13 protein-coding genes and 1 pseudogene are annotated in these 17218 nt (G+C 66.6%); 6 read left to right on the forward strand and 8 right to left on the reverse strand.

Annotation, left to right across the window (positions count from 1 at the left end):
• Positions 1–335, reverse strand: a pseudogene (locus H926_RS29355) (glutamine-synthetase adenylyltransferase); the annotation flags it as partial.
• A 126-nt stretch (positions 336–461) separates the two neighbouring features.
• On the opposite strand from H926_RS29355, the gene H926_RS0120495 reads away from it, so the two are divergent.
• Positions 462–2117, forward strand: a complete 1656-nt coding sequence (locus H926_RS0120495; RefSeq protein WP_082209266.1) for a M28 family metallopeptidase — start codon at positions 462–464, stop codon at positions 2115–2117.
• Between the two features lie 9 nt (positions 2118–2126).
• On the forward strand, positions 2127–3125 hold the full coding sequence (locus H926_RS0120500; RefSeq protein WP_028658294.1) for an agmatine deiminase family protein: 999 nt from the start codon (positions 2127–2129) through the stop codon (positions 3123–3125).
• A 72-nt stretch (positions 3126–3197) separates the two neighbouring features.
• Here the strand turns inward: H926_RS0120500 and H926_RS0120505 are convergent, their stop codons facing one another.
• Positions 3198–3446: a hypothetical protein gene (locus tag H926_RS0120505; protein WP_022677938.1), complete on the reverse strand. Its 249-nt coding sequence runs from the start codon at positions 3444–3446 to the stop codon at positions 3198–3200.
• A gap of 5 nt (positions 3447–3451) precedes the next feature.
• Positions 3452–5977, reverse strand: coding sequence for a DNA topoisomerase (ATP-hydrolyzing) subunit B (gene gyrB, locus H926_RS0120510; RefSeq protein ID WP_022677939.1), 2526 nt, complete (start codon positions 5975–5977; stop codon positions 3452–3454).
• A gap of 149 nt (positions 5978–6126) precedes the next feature.
• Between gyrB and H926_RS0120515 the strand changes: the two genes are divergently transcribed.
• Together H926_RS0120515 and H926_RS0120520 are read left to right on the forward strand one after the other, a co-directional pair.
• Positions 6127–7563: a M20/M25/M40 family metallo-hydrolase gene (locus H926_RS0120515; protein ID WP_371256313.1), complete on the forward strand. Its 1437-nt coding sequence runs from the start codon at positions 6127–6129 to the stop codon at positions 7561–7563.
• Positions 7564–7747: 184 nt separating this feature from the next.
• Positions 7748–8383: an HNH endonuclease gene (locus tag H926_RS0120520; RefSeq protein ID WP_022677941.1), complete on the forward strand. Its 636-nt coding sequence runs from the start codon at positions 7748–7750 to the stop codon at positions 8381–8383.
• A 13-nt stretch (positions 8384–8396) separates the two neighbouring features.
• On the opposite strand, the gene H926_RS29360 is transcribed toward H926_RS0120520, so the two are convergent.
• Both H926_RS29360 and H926_RS0120530 read right to left on the reverse strand, forming a co-directional pair.
• Positions 8397–9605 carry a tetracycline resistance MFS efflux pump gene (locus H926_RS29360; protein WP_022677942.1) on the reverse strand — a complete coding sequence of 403 codons (1209 nt, stop codon included), beginning with the start codon at positions 9603–9605 and terminating at the stop codon, positions 8397–8399.
• Between the two features lie 67 nt (positions 9606–9672).
• On the reverse strand, positions 9673–10683 hold the full coding sequence (locus tag H926_RS0120530) for a nitronate monooxygenase family protein (protein ID WP_022677943.1): 1011 nt from the start codon (positions 10681–10683) through the stop codon (positions 9673–9675).
• A gap of 191 nt (positions 10684–10874) precedes the next feature.
• On the opposite strand from H926_RS0120530, the gene katG reads away from it, so the two are divergent.
• Both katG and H926_RS33745 read left to right on the forward strand, forming a co-directional pair.
• Positions 10875–13073 carry a catalase/peroxidase HPI gene (gene katG, locus H926_RS0120535; protein ID WP_022677944.1) on the forward strand — a complete coding sequence of 733 codons (2199 nt, stop codon included), beginning with the start codon at positions 10875–10877 and terminating at the stop codon, positions 13071–13073.
• Positions 13074–13274: 201 nt separating this feature from the next.
• Positions 13275–13415 (forward strand): hypothetical protein, encoded by a 141-nt coding sequence (locus tag H926_RS33745; RefSeq protein ID WP_022677945.1) that lies wholly within the window; start codon positions 13275–13277, stop codon positions 13413–13415.
• Between the two features lie 70 nt (positions 13416–13485).
• On the opposite strand, the gene wecB is transcribed toward H926_RS33745, so the two are convergent.
• The 3 genes from wecB to H926_RS29365 form a co-directional block, all read right to left on the reverse strand.
• On the reverse strand, positions 13486–14613 hold the full coding sequence (gene wecB / locus H926_RS0120545) for a non-hydrolyzing UDP-N-acetylglucosamine 2-epimerase (RefSeq protein WP_022677946.1): 1128 nt from the start codon (positions 14611–14613) through the stop codon (positions 13486–13488).
• 157 nt (positions 14614–14770) lie between these two features.
• On the reverse strand, positions 14771–16006 hold the full coding sequence (locus H926_RS0120550) for a UbiH/UbiF/VisC/COQ6 family ubiquinone biosynthesis hydroxylase (protein WP_022677947.1): 1236 nt from the start codon (positions 16004–16006) through the stop codon (positions 14771–14773).
• Positions 16006–17218: alkaline phosphatase family protein (locus H926_RS29365; RefSeq protein ID WP_043610700.1), on the reverse strand; the 1213-nt coding region annotated here is incomplete at its 5' end. The genes H926_RS0120550 and H926_RS29365, both read right to left, overlap by 1 nt.

Consider the following 17218-nt stretch of genomic DNA (forward strand, 5'->3'; position numbering starts at 1 on the left):
TCGGGCGCGCGCCGGGCAATGGCCGCGGCAATGGCAGCATCGAGCGCGCGATCGGCAAAGTCTGACAGCGCCTGCACCACGCGCATGAGCGGCAGCGCGCCGGCGATATCGCCCACCGCCAGGGCCAGCGCCAGGGCCAGGCGCTCACGCCGCAAGGCAATCCCTGCATCGTCCATGCCCTGCCCGGCCAGGCGCGCATGTGCCAGTGCCGCTTCGATGTCACCGTGCGCAAGCAGCGCGGCCACCTCGCGCTGGCGATCGAGCGCGCGGGCCAGGAACGTGGTGTGCCGGCGGGCAAGGACAAGCGCATGGTCCCAATCGATTCCTTGCCGCACGCAGGCTCCCTCTCTCGTTGCCGCACCGTGGGTCGTCTTGCCCCAGCCGGCCGGCTCTGCCAAGTAGCCGGCATGAGCTTCGCCTTCCCCCTTGGCGCGGCGTTATCCCATAGCAAGGATCTGACCATGCATGTTTCCCTCGGCCGCCGCATGGCCACCGCGTTGCTGGCCTCTGCCCTGGCTGTTCCCGCATTTGCCGCCCCGGCGCCCAAGGTGCCGACCGTGCCGGTGCCGATGATGCGCGAGGCGATCAAGACGCTGGCGTCTGACGAACTGGAAGGCCGCGCGCCCAGCGGGCCCAAGGAACAGGCGGTGCTCGACGCGATCATCACCCGCTTCAAGGCCGCTGGCCTCAAGCCCGGCAACAAAGGTGAGTGGTTGCAGCCCGTGCCGATGGTGACGATCGCGGCCAAGAACATCAGCCCGCTGACCGTGGGCAGCCTGTCGTTCAAGCCCGGCGCCGATTTCGTGGTGGGTTCCTATCGCGAGGCAGACCACACCGCGATCGACTCCAGCGAGCTGGTCTTTGTCGGCTATGGCATCACCGCGCCCGAACTGGGCTGGGACGATTACGCCGGCATCGACATGAAGGGCAAGATCGCGGTGATCCTGGTCAATGACCCGGATTATGAAAACGCCGACGAACAGGGCCTGTTCAAGGGCCGCCGCATGACCTGGTACGGCCGCTGGCCCTACAAGTATGCCGAGGCCGCGCGCCATGGCGCCAAGGCCGCGCTGATCGTGCACGACACCTTCCCCGCCGCCTATGGCTGGAACGTGCTGGAATCGAGCGGCGGCACCGGCAATTTCGTGGCCAGCGCCAACAAGGGCATGGACCAGACCGAAGCCAATGGCTGGATCCGCCGCCCGGTGGCCGAGGCGATCTTCCAGGCTGCCGGCAAGGATTTTGCCGCGCTTTCGGCAGCGGCCAAGCAGAAGGGCTTCCACGCCGTTCCGCTGGGCGCGAAGGCCAGCCTGTCGTTCGACAACACCGTCACGCACAGCACCTCGCACAACGTGATCGGCGTGATCCCCGGCACCACCCGCGCCAACGAATACGTGCTCTATTCGGGCCACTGGGACCACCTGGGCCATTGCAAGCCCGACGCGCGCGGTGACGATATCTGCAACGGCGCGATCGACAATGCCAGCGGCGTGGGCGCGCTGGTGGCGCTGGCCGACATGAACCGCCGTGCCGGCCCCACCCCGCGCACCCAGGTCTTTGCCGCCTGGACGCTGGAGGAATCCGGCCTGCTCGGTTCGGAATATTATGCCCAGCATCCGGTCTATCCGCTGGCCCGCACCGTGGGCGGCGTGAACATGGACGCGCTGTCGCTGATCGGCCCCACGCGCGACGTGCAGGTGACCGGTGGCGACAAGTCTGACCTCACCGCGATCCTGCGCCAGGTGGAGGCGCAGATGCACCTGACCGAAACGCCCGAGGATCACCCCGAGCGCGGCCACTATTACCGGTCCGATCACTTCAGCCTGGCCAAGCGCGGCGTGCCGATGTTCGCCGTGGGCCGGGGCACCGACCTGATCAACGGCGGCAAGAAGGCCGGCGAGGCTGCCACCGAAGACTATGTCGAGCATCGCTATCACCAGCCGTCGGACGAATATTCCGACAGCTGGGACATGACCGGCATGGCCCAGGAAGTGGAGCTCTATTACCGCCTCGGCCGCGCCCTGGCCACCGGCACCACCTGGCCCAACTGGCATCAGGGCGACGAATTCCGCGCCATCCGCGATGCCAGCCGCGCAACCGTAACCGGCGCCAAGTAAGCCGTGGCCATGAACGACGTGAACCCGACGGGCGGCATGATGCCGCCCGAATTCGCCCCGCAGGACTGGCTCTGGGTGGGCTTTCCCCACCTTGCCGAGGAATGGTCGGGCGTGATCGACCGCGCGCAGGAGCAGATCGCCGCCTTTGCCAGCGCCGTGGCCGAAAGCGGCCAGGAAGTGCGCCTGGTGGTGCGCGATGCCGCCAACCGCATGCGCGCCGAGCGGCTCACCAGCGCCTCTGTCAAGATCGAAGAGCGCGTCTATGGCGACGTATGGCTGCGCGACACCGGGCCGCTGGTGGTGGCCGATGGTGCCGGTGGGCGCCGCGCGCAGCTGTTCGGCTTCAACGGCTGGGGCGGCAAATACCTGATGCCGGGAGACCAGGACATCGGCGCCACCCTGGCGGCCGACGCTGGCCTTGCTGCCAGCAAGGCCGACTGGGTGCTGGAAGGCGGCGCGCTGGATGGCGATGGCACCGGCCTTGTCGCCACCACCGAGCAGTGCCTGCTCAACCCCAATCGCAACCCGCACCTGTCGCGCGCCGACCTGGAAATGCGCCTCAAGCGTGACCTGGGCTATGACCGCGTGCTGTGGCTGGGCGACGGGCTGATCAACGACCACACCGATGGGCACGTGGACAACCTGGCCCGCTTTATCGGCGCCAACCGCCTGGCCTTGCCCCGGGCCACCGGGCCGGACGATCCCAATGCCGCGATCTATGCCGATGCCGCCGCGCGCGCGCGCGATGCCGGGGTCGAGGTGATCGAGGTGCCCTCACCGGGCCGCATCGAATGGGGCGGCATGATCCAACCGGCCAGCTACATGAACTTCGTGATCACCAGCCATGCGGTGATCGTGCCGATCTTCGGCTCGGTCCACGACGAAGCTGGCGTGGAAGCGATCGGCGCGCTGTTTCCCGGCCGCGCCACGCTGGGCGTGATGGGCGATGCCGTGCTGGTGGGTGGCGGTGGCTTCCACTGCGCCAGCCAGCAGATGCCCTCGGCCTGACGAGACGCAACCCTGTCCCGCCCGCGCGCTGATCCCGGGCGGGACAGGGCTTTCCTGGCGTACTGGGCCGGCTTACTGCGTTTCGCGCGCCAGGCGGTCTGACAGTTCGGCGATTTCCGACGGATCGAGCAGCCAGGTGCGCGTCTTGCGCCCTTCGCGGTGGATCGGCACGGTCAGCAGCACGCGCGCATTTTCCCGCGCGTGAGGCTTGTAGAGCGAGAAGTGCAGCGCACAGTCGCGGATCGTGCCGATGATCGGCGTGCGGCCTTCCAGATCGATCATCGTGGCGGCCTGGTCCCAGGGGATGGTTGCAGTGCTCATGATGATCAGACGTCCAGATTGGCCACGTTGAGAGCGTTTTCCTGAATGAAATCGCGGCGCGGCTCGACCACGTCGCCCATCAGGCGGGTAAAGATCTCGTCGGTCACGTCGGCGTCTTCCACCTTTACCTGGAGCAGCGAACGAACTTCCGGATCGAGCGTGGTTTCCCACAGCTGTTCGGCGTTCATTTCGCCCAGGCCCTTGTAGCGCTGGATCGACAGACCCTTGCGGCCGTTGGCCATCACCGCTTCGAGCAGTTGCGAAGGCCGGGTAATGCCGGCGTCCTTGCTCTCGGCCCGGGCCGCGGCGGCGGGCGCTTCCTCGCCATCGGCAGCGCCCGTGCTTTCCGGCTCCGCAGCGGCAGCGCCGGCGCGCACCAGGCGGGCAACACCGGCATAGACATCGGCGTGTTCGGCAGCGAGGCGGGCCAGCTTGCGCGCTTCGGCGCTGGTCAGGAAGCCGGCCTCGATCATGTGATGGTCGGTCACTCCACGCCAGGCGCGCTGGATGTGATAGCCGCCATCCTCGCTCATCTGCGCCGCCCACTGCGCTTCGGGATCGCCACGATCCAGCCAGCGTGCGGCATTGGCCAGCGCGGCGAGGCGGGCATCGGCCGAAAGATCGGGATCGAGCGCACCGGCCAGCGCCAGCGCTTCGACGATATCGGGGTTATAGCGGCGCGGCACGAAGGCCATCAGGTTGCGCAGGCGCAGCGCATGGTCGACCAGCTCGGCCAGTTCCTGGCTGCCGCGCGCCCCACCCTGGGTTTCCAGGATACGCCCGGCGGTGCCGGCTTCCACCAGGTAGCGATCAAGCGCGGCGTTGTCCTTGAGATAGACTTCGCTGCGCCCCTTGGCGACCTTGTAGAGCGGCGGCTGGGCGATGAAGAGGTGCCCGGCACGAATGATGTCGGGCATCTGGCGGTGGAAGAAAGTGAGCAGCAGCGTGCGGATGTGCGCGCCGTCGACGTCGGCGTCGGTCATGATCACGATCTTGTGATAGCGCAGCTTTTCCAGGTTGAATTCATCGCGGATGCCGGTGCCCATCGCCTGGATCAGCGTGCCGACTTCGCGCGAGGAGATGATGCGATCGAACCGCGCGCGCTCGACGTTGAGGATCTTGCCGCGCAGGGGCAGGATCGCCTGGGTCTTGCGATCGCGGCCCTGCTTGGCACTGCCACCGGCCGAGTCCCCTTCGACCAGGAACAGTTCGCACTTGCTGGCGTCACGCTCCTGGCAATCGGCCAGCTTGCCCGGCAGGCTGGCGATATCCATCGCCCCCTTGCGGCGGGTCAGTTCGCGGGCACGGCGCGCCGCTTCGCGCGCGGCGGCGGCGTCGATCACCTTGGCGATCACGGCCTTGGCATGGGCGGGGTTTTCCTCCAGCCATTCGCTCATCTTGTCGGCCATCAGGCTTTCGAGCGGCTGGCGCACTTCGGAGGAAACCAGCTTGTCCTTGGTCTGGCTGGAAAACTTGGGGTCAGGCAGCTTGACCGACACGATCGCGGTCAGCCCTTCGCGCATGTCGTCACCCGACAGCGAGACCTTTTCCTTCTTGAGCAGGCCCGAGCGATCGGCATAGCCGTTGAGCGTGCGCGTGAGCGCAGCGCGGAACGCGGCAAGGTGCGTGCCGCCATCGCGCTGCGGGATGTTGTTGGTGAAGCACAGCACGTTTTCGTAGTAGCTGTCGTTCCATTCCAGCGACACGTCGATGCCGATGCCGTCGCGCATCGCCGAAATCGCGATCGGTTCGGGGATCAGCGCCTGCTTGTTGCGATCGAGGTATTTCACGAAGGCCGCGATGCCGCCTTCGTAGAACAGGTCGTGCTCCTTGACGTCTTCATGGCGCTTGTCGCGCAGCAGGATGCGCACGCCCGAATTGAGGAAGGCCAGTTCACGATAGCGGTGCTCGAGCTTGTCGAAATCGAACTCAGTCACGTTCTTGAAGGTTTCGTGGCTGGCCGAGAAGGTCACGCGCGTGCCCTTCTTGGGCTTGCCATTGTCCGCCACCGGGGCCGGCCCCGTCACCTTGAGCGGCGCCACGGCATCGCCATGGGCAAACTTCATCCAGTGTTCCTGGCCATCGCGCCAGATCGTCAGCTCCAGCCATTCCGACAGCGCATTGACCACCGAGACGCCCACGCCGTGCAGGCCGCCCGACACCTTGTAGGCGTTGTCGTCCGACGTGTTCTCGAACTTCCCACCCGCGTGGAGCTGGGTCATGATCACTTCGGCGGCCGAAACGCCTTCTTCGGAGTGGATATCGGTGGGAATGCCGCGCCCGTTGTCCTCGACCGAGACCGAGCCATCGGGGTTCAGTTCAATCAGGACAAGGTCGCAATGCCCGGCCAGCGCCTCGTCGATGGCGTTGTCCGACACTTCGAAGACCATGTGATGCAGGCCCGAGCCATCGTCGGTGTCGCCGATGTACATGCCGGGACGCTTGCGCACGGCATCAAGGCCCTTGAGGACCTTGATCGAGTCGGCGCCATAGGAATTGGTGTTCGGAGTATTTTCGTTGGTGCTGGCCATAGTCTTGCACATAGGCACTTTGCCCGCAAAACCCAAGCGAATTGGCCCTGTTTTGCACAGCCCCACGGCGACCTGTGCCAAGCCCCTTGCATGCCCTGCGCCATGCGGCATGTTGCGCGCAACGTATCGGAAAAGGGGGCAATCCTTTGATCACTCGCAGCGTCGTTTCGACCCTCGCCCTGGCGGCGATGGCCATCGCCAGCAATGCCCAGGCCGCACCCACCGCGCCAGACACTGGCGAGGCGCAGTTCCGCAGCATTTACAAGGAGCTGGTCGAGACCAACACCACCGTCAGCAGCGGCTCGTGCACCCTGGCGGCAGAGCGCATGGCGGCGCATCTCAAGGCGGCCGGCTATGCCGACAGCCAGCTGACGCTGTTTTCCACGCCCGAACATCCCAAGGACGGCGGGCTGGTGGCAGTGCTGCCCGGCACCTCGAAAACCGCCAAGCCGATCCTGCTGCTCGCCCACCTCGACGTGGTCGAGGCCAAGCGCGCCGATTGGGAGCGCGATCCTTTCACCCTGATCGAGGAAGGCGGCTATTTCTATGGCCGCGGCACCGCCGATGATAAATCGATGGCGGCGATCTGGGTGGACACCATGGCGCGCCTCAAGGCGGGCAAGCCGCTCAAGCGCACGGTGAAGATGGCGCTGACCTGCGGCGAGGAAACCACCTGGGCGTTCAACGGCGCGCAGTGGCTGGCCCAGAACAAGCGCGACCTGATCGATGCCGAGTTTGCCCTTAACGAAGGCGGCGGCGGTGATACCGATGGCAAGGGCCTGTCGGAAGGCGGCAAGCTGGTCAACCAGTCCATCCAGGTGGGCGAAAAGGCGGTGCAGAACTATCGCCTGGAAACCCGCAATCCTGGCGGCCACAGTTCCATCCCCGTGCGCGAGAACGCGATTTACGAGCTGGCCGATGCACTGGCCCGGCTGCGCGACCATGAATTTCCCACCGAGATGAGCGACACGACCCGCGCGTTCTTTGCCAAGGCCGGCGCGGCGCGCGGCGATGCCATGGGCAAGGCGATGCAGGTGCTGGCCAGCAACCCGATCGGCAGCCCGGCCTTTGCCGAGGCGGAAAAGCTGGTGAATACCGACCGCACCTATCATTCCAAGCTGCGCACCACCTGCGTGGCGACGTTGCTGGACGGCGGCCATGCCAACAACGCCCTGCCCCAGCGCGCCGGGGCCAACGTCAACTGCCGGATCTTCCCCGGCCATTCGGTGGAGGAAATCCAGGCCGCGCTGCAAAAGGTGGTGGCCGATCCCGGCGTGACCGTCAGCCTGGTGCCGCCGCAGCGGCCGCTGGCCAAGGCGCCCGCACTCGATCCCAAGATCATCGGCCCGATGGAGAAGCTTTCCGCGCAGTATTTCCCCGCCGTGCCGGTGGTGCCCGACATGTCCACCGGGGCGACCGACGGGATCTTCCTGGAGGCCGTGGGCATCCCGACCTATGGCGTTCCCGGCCCCTGGGGCAACCCCGACGGCAACGGCGTGCATGGCCTTAACGAGCGGATCGAGGTCAGGTCGCTGCTGACCGGGCGCGCCTATCTCTATGACCTGGTGAACGCCTACGCCCGGTGACCGGCGGGGTGTTGACAAGCTGTGGATAAAGTCCGGCTGCCCTTTTGGTGCGGCAGCCGGGCCTTGACCGGAACAGCACAAAGGTGTTCGTTGTGTCCATGCGTCATGAAGCGGTCATGCCTGTCCTTCATGCCTCGCCCCGAGCGAGGCGGAAGCCGATTTGGCACAGGAGCGCGAGCGGAGCATGCTTCACCAGGCGCTGATCGAGCGGGCGGCTGCGGCCAGGCCCCATAGCGGCGATAGCGCCGCGACGCCGCGTTTGCTGGCATCCAACCGTCATCTCGACAATTGCCCGGCGCTGGTGCTGAACGCCGATTACACGCCGCTCAGTTATTACCCGCTCAGCCTGTGGCCATGGCAAACCGCGATCAAGGCGGTGTTCCTGGAACGGGTGGATATCATCGCCACCTATGACCGCGCGGTGCACAGCCCGTCGCTGGACATGAAGATCCCTTCGGTGATCGCGCTGCGGCAATATGTGAAGCCCAGCGAGTTTCCCGCCTTCACCCGCTTCAACCTGTTCCTGCGCGATCGCTTCGTGTGCCAGTATTGCGGCAGCGGGGAAAACCTCACGTTCGACCACGTGATCCCGCGTCGGCTGGGCGGACGCACCACCTGGGAAAACGTCACCACCGCCTGCGCGCCCTGCAACATGACCAAGGGTGGCCGCACCCCGGCCCAGGCGCACATGCGCCTGATGGAAGAACCGATCCGGCCCACGACCTGGCAATTGCAGGAAAAGGGCCGCGCCTTCCCCCCCGGGCACCTGCACGAAAGCTGGCGGGATTGGCTCTATTGGGACGTCGAGCTGGAAAGCTAGGGCTTGCGCGGATTCAGGCCGTGCGCCGGGCGCCTTTGAGGAACAGGACCAGCGCCACCAGTGCAATGACGGAGGCGACGAGCATCGGCATGGTGGGCAGATCGATCAGCGCACCCGGGCCGCTGAACCGTGCGAGGGTCTGCGCATAGAGCGGCGGCCCGATGATCTGCGCGATCGAGCCGATCGATTGCACCGCCCCTTGCAGTTCACCCTGGCTGCGCGCATCGACCGCGCGGCTGTTCATGGCCGAGATCGAGGGCTGCACGGCGCCCTGGAACGCCCCGACCGCAATGGCGAGGTAGACCTGCCAGACCTGGTGCGCCAGGCAGTATAGCACGGACGAGATGGCGAGCGAGGCCACGCCCATGATCACGGCGCGCCGCTCCCCCAGCCGGGGCAAGAGATAGCGCATGCCCAGCCCCTGGAACAACGCGGCGCTCAATCCGACGACGGCCAGGGCAAGGCCCACCGCCTTGGTCGAAAACCCATAGGCGGCAATCGCCATGTAGGTCCAGATCGCGGGATAGACCACGTTGGCCAGCTGCCAGGCACCGAGCGCGGCAACGAACCACAACACGCGGGCGCTTTGCCCCTTGAGCGCGCGCAGGCTGGACAGCGCGTTGGCGCGGCGCCAGTCGAACGGCCGGCGATGATCGGCGTCGAGCGATTCCCGCAAGGTGAACAGCCCGAACAGGAAATTGGCAAAGCTGAGCCCGGCCGCCGCCATGAACGGCACGCGCGGCCCCAGCGTGCCAAGCAACCCGCCCAGCGCCGGCCCGGCCACGAAGCCGATGCCAAAGGCCATGCCCATCAGGCCAAAGCTGGCCGCGCGCTTTTCCGGCGGGGTGACATCGGCGATATAGGCATAGGCGGCCGAGAAGCTGGCACCAGTGACACCGGCGATGATCCGCCCGGCTACCAGCCAGCTCATCGCCGGAGCGAAGGCCTGGAGCAGATAGTCGAGGCCCAGGGCAAAGACCGCCGCCAGGAGAACCGGCCGCCGGCCGAAGCGATCGGACAGGTTGCCGATCACCGGGGCGAACACGAACTGCATCACCGCATAGCCCGCGCCCAGCCAGCCGGCATATTCGGCCGCCTGGGTGATCGAAACCCGGGCGAGGTGCATGATCAGCCCGGGAAACACCGGAATGACGATGCCAAAGCCAAGCATGTCGAGCAGCACGATGGCAAAGACAAAGCTCAGCGAAGCGCGATGCGTCATGAAATCCCCCCGGGCCTAAGCTATCTGGCCGCTGCTCTCTGGTCCGTGCCCTGCCCCAAGCGGCGGATCAGCGCCGGTTCAGTGCGGCTTCGCTTTCTTCCAGCAGCTGGGCCATGATCGTGGCCACCGGCTCTTCCTTGGTGACCATGCCCACGGACTGGCCGGCCATGACCGAGCCGCGTTCCACATCGCCATCGATTACCGCGCGGCGCAGTGCGCCGGCCCAGAAGTGTTCGATTTCAAGCTGGGCGGCCGCCATGTCGAGTTCGCCGGCGTCCAGCTTGTGCGCCACTTCGATCTGCTTGGCGGTGAATTCCTCGGTGCCCTTGTTCTTGAGCGCGCGCACCGGAATGACCGGCAGGCGCGGATCGACCTGGACCGAGGCGACGGCATCGCGCGCGTTGCCACGGAAGAACGCCGCCTTGAACGCGGGATGGGCGATCGATTCGCTGGCACAGGCAAACCGGGTGCCGAGCTGCACGCCGGCCGCACCCATTTCGAGGTACGAGGCAATCGCTTCGCCCCGGCCGATGCCGCCCGCCACGAAGACCAGGTGATCGGCCGCGAGGGCAGGCAGGAACTCCTGCGCCAGCACCGAGGTCGACACCGGGCCGATGTGGCCGCCCGCTTCGCTGCCCTCGATCACCAGCGCATCGGCGCCCGACCGGAACAGCTTCTTGGCAAGGGCGATCGTGGGGGCAAAGACGATGACCTTGGCGCCAAAGGCCTTGATCGCCTCGACACTGCCCTTGGGCGGAATGCCGCCGGCCAGCACGACGTGGCCAACGCCATGCTTTTCACACACGGCGATCAGATCGAACAGCAGCGGGTGCATGGTGATCAGGTTCACGCCGAACGGCTTGGCGGTGAGCGCCTTGGTCCCGGCGATTTCGGCATCGAGCAGTTCGGGCGTCATCGCGCCACAGGCAATCACGCCAAAGCCGCCGGCGTTGCTGATCGCGGCCACCAGGTTCCGTTCCGAAACCCAGCTCATCGCACCGCACAGGATCGCGTGCTCGGTGCCCAGGAAGGCAGCGCCGCGCGCCATCAGCGCGGAAGTCTTGGGAGTGGCCGTCATGTGTGAAAAATCGCCCTGTCTGCGATGGAGAAAGTGCCCGCGCTTTACGGTGCCGGAACCGGCCGGGCAAGGGGGAAGCGGCAACACAAATCGGCATTTCAACTTACTCTGGCCGCTTTAATCCATTTAGCCGATCAAAGCAGGCTGGCTAAAGCTGCGGACGACGAATTTCCGCCAAGGAGAGCCAAGCCATGTCCGCCCCCTCAAAGTGCCCGTTCCATGAAGGCACCAGCGCCGCAGCGATCGTGCAGAGCCAGACCAACCAGATGTGGTGGCCCAACCGGCTCGATCTGGGCATCCTGCGCCAGCACTCGCGCCTGAGCGATCCGATGCCCCACGGGCATGACTATCGCGCGGCGTTCCGCCGGCTCGATCTGGACGCGGTGAAAGCCGATATCGCGGCGCTGATGACCACGTCGCAGGATTGGTGGCCCGCCGACTATGGCCACTATGGCCCACTGTTCATCCGCATGGCCTGGCACAGCGCGGGCACCTATCGCACATTCGACGGTCGCGGTGGCGCCTCTTCCGGCACGCAGCGCTTTGCCCCGCTCAATTCCTGGCCCGACAACGTCAACCTCGACAAGGCGCGCCTGCTGTTGTGGCCGGTCAAGCAGAAGTATGGCGCCGGCCTGAGCTGGGCCGATCTGATGGTGCTGGCCGGCAACTGCGCGCTGGAAGCGATGGGTCTGCCCACCGTCGGCTTTGGCGGCGGCCGTGAAGACGTATGGGAAAGCGAGGCCGATATCTATTGGGGCGCGGAAAGCCAGTGGCTGGCCGATGCGCGCTACAGCGGCGATCGCCAACTGGAAGAGCCGCTGGCCGCAGTGCAGATGGGCCTGATCTACGTGAACCCGGAAGGGCCCAATGGCGAACCCGATCCACTGGGTTCGGCGCGCGATATCCGCGAAACCTTTGCCCGCATGGCGATGAATGACGAGGAAACCGTGGCGCTGATCGCTGGCGGCCACACCTTTGGCAAGGCCCATGGCGCCGGTGACGCGGCCGCGATCGGCGCCGCCCCGGAAGGCGCGGATATCCTGGCGCAGGGGCTGGGCTGGATCAGCACGCACGGCAGCGGCGCTGGCGTGGATGCGATCACCAGCGGCCTTGAAGGTGCCTGGACGACCAACCCGATCGCCTGGGACAACGGCTATTTCGATGCGCTGTTCGGCTACGACTGGGAATTGACCGTCAGCCCGGCCGGCGCGCACCAGTGGAAGCCCAAGGGCGATGCCGGCGCGGGGACGGTGCCCGATGCCCACGACGCGGCGCGCCGGCACCAGCCGATGATGTTCACCAGCGATATCGCGTTGATCACCGATCCGGCTTATCTTGCCATTTCCAAGGACTTCCACGCCAATCCGGACAAGTTTGCCCGCGCCTTTGCCGAGGCGTGGTTCAAGCTGACCCATCGCGACATGGGGCCCCAGGCGCGCTATCTGGGCAAGGACGTGCCGGACGCTCCGCGCATCTGGATGGACCCGGTGCCGGCCGTGGATCATCCCCCGGTAACGCCGGCCGATATCGACACGCTCAAGGCGCGGGTGCTCAATAGCGGGCTGTCGGTGGCTGACCTGGTCAAGACGGCGTGGGCCAGCGCCTCCACCTTCCGCCAGTCGGACAAGCGCGGCGGTGCCAATGGCGCGCGCATCGCGCTGGCTCCGCAAAAGGATTGGGCGGTGAACGAGCCGGCCGAACTGGCCCGCGTGCTCGACGTGCTGCGCACGATCAAGGCCGCGTTCGATGCCCAGGCCGACGGTGGCCGCACGATAAGCTTGGCGGATCTCATCGTGCTGGCCGGCAATGCCGGGGTGGAAGCGGCGGCGCGCGCGGCGGGACACGACGTCTCGGTGCCGTTCACCCCCGGCCGCACCGATGCCACCGATGCGCAGACCGACGCGGCCAGCTTTGCCGTGCTGGAACCCCGGCATGATGGCTTTCGCAACTATGCCGCCGGCCCGCACCGCCGCAGCCAGGAAGAACTGCTGGTAGACCGCGCGCAACTGCTGGGCCTGACTGCGCCCGAAATGACCGTGCTGGTTGGCGGGCTGCGCGTGCTGGGCGCCAACCATGGCGGCAGCACGCTGGGCCAGTTCACCGATCGCGTGGGGCTGCTGACCAATGACTTCTTCCGCAACCTGCTAGCGGCTACCACGGCCATGCGCTGGCAGGAAAGCGGGGATGGCGTGTTCACCGCGTTCGATCGCAAGTCCGGCGAGGCCCGCTATGGCGCCACGCGCGTGGACCTGATCTTTGGCGCCAACTCGGAATTGCGCGCCCTGGCCGAGGCCTATGCCACCGATGACGCGGAAAAGCCGTTCGTCGATGCCTTTGTCGCGGCTTGGGCCAAGGTCATGGACGCTGATCGTTTCGACCTGATGGCCTGACAAGGTTGGCAAGAAAGCGGCACCATTCCCTTTGGCCGCCGCTTTCAAGCTTACCGCCCCGCCTTTTTCCGGTATCCCCAGCCGGAAGGAGGCGGGGCTTTTGATGTTCGCGTGGCAGTTTCAGGTTTGCCGTTTTCAGGCTTGCGGGGCACCGGCGGCGCCCTTCCCCCGTTGCCACGGGATGCAGCGCTTGCCCTGCCCATGCTGAAAGCCACGCTGGAAATCGTACTGTTCCTGCTGTCAGGCATAGCCATGGCCGCCGCGAAAGTGGCGGCACTGGCGGCGGCCGCTCTGGCCGTGCCGGTGGCGGGCGTGCTGCTGTGGCGCAAGCGGCGGAAATAGCGGTATAGCTTTAGCAATTAAGCAAAAAATGGAAAGAAAGCTCAGCCAGCAACAATTCGCTGCGGTGGCCCTATGCAGCCAGCAAGGCCGTGATGCGCGCGGCGGCGTGGCCGTCGCCGAAGGGGTTGTGGGCGCGGGCCATCGCGGCATAGGCGGCGGGGTCGTCGAGCAGGGCGCTGGCCTCGGCCACGATGCGCGCTGCATCGGTGCCCACCAGGCGGGCCGTGCCGGCAGCGACGCCTTCGGGCCGCTCGGTGGTTTCGCGCATTACCAGTACGGGCTTGCCCAGCGCCGGGGCTTCTTCCTGCACGCCGCCGCTGTCGGTCAGCATGATCTCGCTGATCGCCAGGAGGCGGGCGAAATGGGGATAATCGAGCGGCTCGATCAGGGCGACGTTGGGCAGGCCGGCAAGGGCTGCATCCATCACCGCGCGCACGTTGGGATTGGGGTGCACCGGAAAGATCAGGGCAACGTCGGGCCGGGCCGCCAGGGTGCGGATCGCCTGGGCAATCGCCTCGAGCCCGCCGCCGAAGTTTTCACGGCGGTGGCTGGTCACGCCAATCAGGCGCTTGCCGGCAAAGCGGCTTTCCAGGGCAGCGAGGCCGCCGGCCAGTTCCGGCTCTGCCGCGATCCGGGCGGTAACCCAGTGCAGCGCATCGATCACGGTGTTGCCAGTGACGTGGATCGTGGCGGGATCGACATTTTCGGCGCGCAGCGCGTCTGCCGCCGTGGGCGTGGGCGCAAAATGCAGCGCGGCGATGGTGCCGATGATCTTGCGGTTCACCTCTTCGGGCCAGGGGTGATAGATATTGTGGCTGCGCAGGCCCGCCTCGACATGGGCCACTGCGATCTTGCGATAATAGGCCGCCAGGGCTCCCGCCATCGCCGTGGCAGTATCGCCCTGAACGACCACCCAATCGGGCTTTTCCGCGTCCATCACCTTGCCGATTTCGGTCAGCAGTGCGGCGGTGAGGCCATCGAGCGTCTGGTTGGGGCGCATCAGATCGAGATCGTGATCGGGCGTGATGCCGGCAATCGCCAGCACCTGGTCGAGCATGCCGCGGTGCTGTGCGGTGACGCAGGTCACCACGCGAAAGCGCGGATCGGCGCGCAGGGCGTGCACCACGGGAAACATCTTGATGGCCTCGGGCCGGGTGCCGAAGACGAGGAGGATGGTTTTGGGCGCAGGCTGGGTCATGTTGCTGCGCTTTATAGGGCGAATCTTAAGCGCCGGATAAGGGGCGCCGCTTAAGGAAAATATCGGATCTGGAGTTGCTTGGCCAAGCCGCATGCCCATGGCACGGCGCGCCCGCCCCGGCGCGTAGCCAGGGCGGGCCAGGATGGCCGCATGTGGCTCAGGCCTTGAGCAGGTCGGGCAGCTTGCCACTCATGCCGCGCGCCTCGTCCATGAACCAGCGCTTGAGCGTGGGAAGGCGCTGCACCCCGGCCATGCCGAAGCGGCGCACCATGCTGGGCAGGCGCCCGCGCAGGCCGAACAGGCGGGTGAGCACATCGGTGGCGGCGGCGACCATAAAGGTGTCGGCCGCGCGCCAGCGTTCATAGCGCGCAAGCAGTTGCGCATCGCCCGGCTCGAGACCCAGCCGCGCGCCTTCGGCCAAGACCTCTACCAGCGCGGCGACATCGCGCAGCCCCACGTTGAGGCCCTGGCCGGCGATCGGATGCATGCCGTGCGCGGCATCGCCAACCAGCGCCAGGCGGTGATCGACGATCTTGGCAGTATGGTGGAAGTTGAGCGGATAGGACGAGCGCGGCCCATTGAGCGCGATCTTGCCGAAGATGCCGCCCATGCGCTTGTCCACCTCGGCGAGGAAAGCAGCTTCGCCCAGGGCGAGAACCCCGGCCGCATCCTTTTCCGCCACGGTCCAGACCAGCGCGCTGCGGTGGGTGCCATCGGCCTCGTCCAGCAGGGGCAGCAGGGCAAAGGGACCGGCGGGATAGAAGATTTCCCAGGCGGTGTTTTCGTGGCTGCGTTCGTGGGTCAGGCCGGCGATGATCGCGCGATGGCCATAGTCCCAGCGCGCCGGGGTAAAACCGGCTTCATCGCGCGTGGGGCTGCGGCGCCCTTCGGCCGCGACGAGCAGGCTGCCCTTGAGCAGGCGGCCATCGGCAAGGGTGACAGACACCCCATGATCGCCGCGTTCGCGCGTGGCGACCTGGGTATTGGGCAGGAACGTGATCAGGCTTTCGCGCGCGGCAGCATCATACATCGCCACGCGCAGATCGCGGTTGGCATACATGCGCCCCAGCGAGCCGTCTTCCGCCCCGGGACGGAAATCGATGCGCCCGGGCTTCATGCTGTCGGTGACGGCGATGGCATCGATCGGGCAGCCCTTGGGGGCCAGCGCCTCTGCCATGCCGAGGTTGGTATAGAGATTCCAACTGGCGGTAGAGATGGCCGAGGCGCGCCCATCGAACCCGGCGGCGGTTTGCGCCGCCGGATCGGAGGAATCGACCACCAGGCTGGACAGGCCCTGCTTGGCGAGGCCGATCGCCAGCGTCATGCCGACAAGGCCGCCGCCCAGGATCACCACGTCGCCCGAAAGGGCCTGCTCTGCCGCCACGTCGTTCATCACTTCACTCCACAGGTGCTGCCCGGCCCCGGATCGAGATCAAGGCAACGACCGTCATAGGCGCCTTGCGGCACCGGCAAATTGATCCATGCCGAAAGGGTGGGGGCAATGTCCACTGTTTCAACGGGCGAAGGCTGTTCAAACCCGGTCATGCCCTTGCGCCAGAACAGGATCGGCACGCGGCGGTCGTAATCCCATGGCGAACCGTGGGTGGCGACATAGCCCGGCCCGGGTTGCGGCAGCGCCATGACCCCGCGCTTGAGCATCACCACGAAATCGCCCGAGCGCGGGCCATAGAACGAGGCGCGGGCGCGCTGGATCAGGCTCCAGGTTTCGGGCGAGCCGGACGGCATCGGCGTGGCGGCGATTTCAGGGGCGGTAAACACCGCGGCGACCTGCGGATGGGCCAGCAGGATGGCGCGGGCGGTGTCCACCACGGTGGTCTTTTCGGCATCGGGCAGCGTGGCATCGACCCAGAAATCGCCGGCGGTACCATCGCCCAGGATCAGGCCCTTGGCCGGCAGGCCAAGCTTGGCCGCGACCTGTTCGCTCAAGGCCTTGGGCGACAGCGCCAGTTCGGCGCGGGCGACCTGCGGCATCGCTTCGCGGTTCTGCCGCTCGGGCAGGTCAAAACCGCCGTGGTCCGCCGAAAGCACCACGCCATAATCGATGCCGCGCGCATCGAGCGCAGCAAAGAACGCGCCCAGCGCCTGGTCAACAGTGGCGAGCTGGATGCACATTTCCGGCCCCTGCGTGCCGGTGCTGTGGCCCACGTAATCGGTTGCCGAAAGGCTGACGGCGAGCATGTCGGGCGCCGGGCCCTTGCCCAGCTTCATCGCATCCACCAGCTTGAGCGCGAGATCGAGCGTCGCCTGATCGAGGCGGGGCGAGGCGCGGAATGCCGTGGTATCGCCCGCAGCCAGGGCGAAGTGCCCGGTGCCGACCGTGGCGCTGCCAGCCTGCACCGCACCTTCGCGCGCCGCGCAGAACGCCGGCAGGGGCAGCGCCGGGGCGCCCTTGGCGAGGAGCTTGGCCACGGTGGCATTTTCCTGCGCGGCGGCAGGAACGCCGGCCCGCCCGTCGAGCGTGACGAAGCCGTTGTTCTTCCACCACCACACCTGGTCGATCACATGGCCGCCCATCATCAGCGCGGCGCGGTCCTTGCCCGAAACCGCCACGTTGCGCGCGGCCGGCCACTGCTGCTTCATCCGC

The organism is Novosphingobium sp. B-7, from assembly GCF_000410615.1.
Taxonomy (GTDB): Bacteria; Pseudomonadota; Alphaproteobacteria; order Sphingomonadales; family Sphingomonadaceae; genus Novosphingobium; species Novosphingobium capsulatum.

Bases quoted from the DNA above. Each gene is read 5' to 3' on its own strand.
- katG (WP_022677944.1), top strand. From the start codon at position 10,875: ATGTCCGCCCCCTCAAAGTGCCCGTTCCATGAAGGCACCAGCGCCGCA.
- H926_RS0120550 (WP_022677947.1), bottom strand. From the start codon at position 16,006: ATGAACGACGTGGCGGCAGAGCAGGCCCTTTCGGGCGACGTGGTGATC.
- H926_RS0120495 (WP_082209266.1), top strand. From the start codon at position 462: ATGCATGTTTCCCTCGGCCGCCGCATGGCCACCGCGTTGCTGGCCTCT.
- wecB (WP_022677946.1), bottom strand. From the start codon at position 14,613: ATGACCCAGCCTGCGCCCAAAACCATCCTCCTCGTCTTCGGCACCCGG.
- H926_RS0120500 (WP_028658294.1), top strand. From the start codon at position 2,127: ATGAACGACGTGAACCCGACGGGCGGCATGATGCCGCCCGAATTCGCC.
- H926_RS0120520 (WP_022677941.1), top strand. From the start codon at position 7,748: ATGCTTCACCAGGCGCTGATCGAGCGGGCGGCTGCGGCCAGGCCCCAT.
- H926_RS29360 (WP_022677942.1), bottom strand. From the start codon at position 9,605: ATGACGCATCGCGCTTCGCTGAGCTTTGTCTTTGCCATCGTGCTGCTC.
- gyrB (WP_022677939.1), bottom strand. From the start codon at position 5,977: ATGGCCAGCACCAACGAAAATACTCCGAACACCAATTCCTATGGCGCC.
- H926_RS33745 (WP_022677945.1), top strand. From the start codon at position 13,275: ATGCTGAAAGCCACGCTGGAAATCGTACTGTTCCTGCTGTCAGGCATA.
- H926_RS0120505 (WP_022677938.1), bottom strand. From the start codon at position 3,446: ATGAGCACTGCAACCATCCCCTGGGACCAGGCCGCCACGATGATCGAT.
- H926_RS0120530 (WP_022677943.1), bottom strand. From the start codon at position 10,683: ATGACGGCCACTCCCAAGACTTCCGCGCTGATGGCGCGCGGCGCTGCC.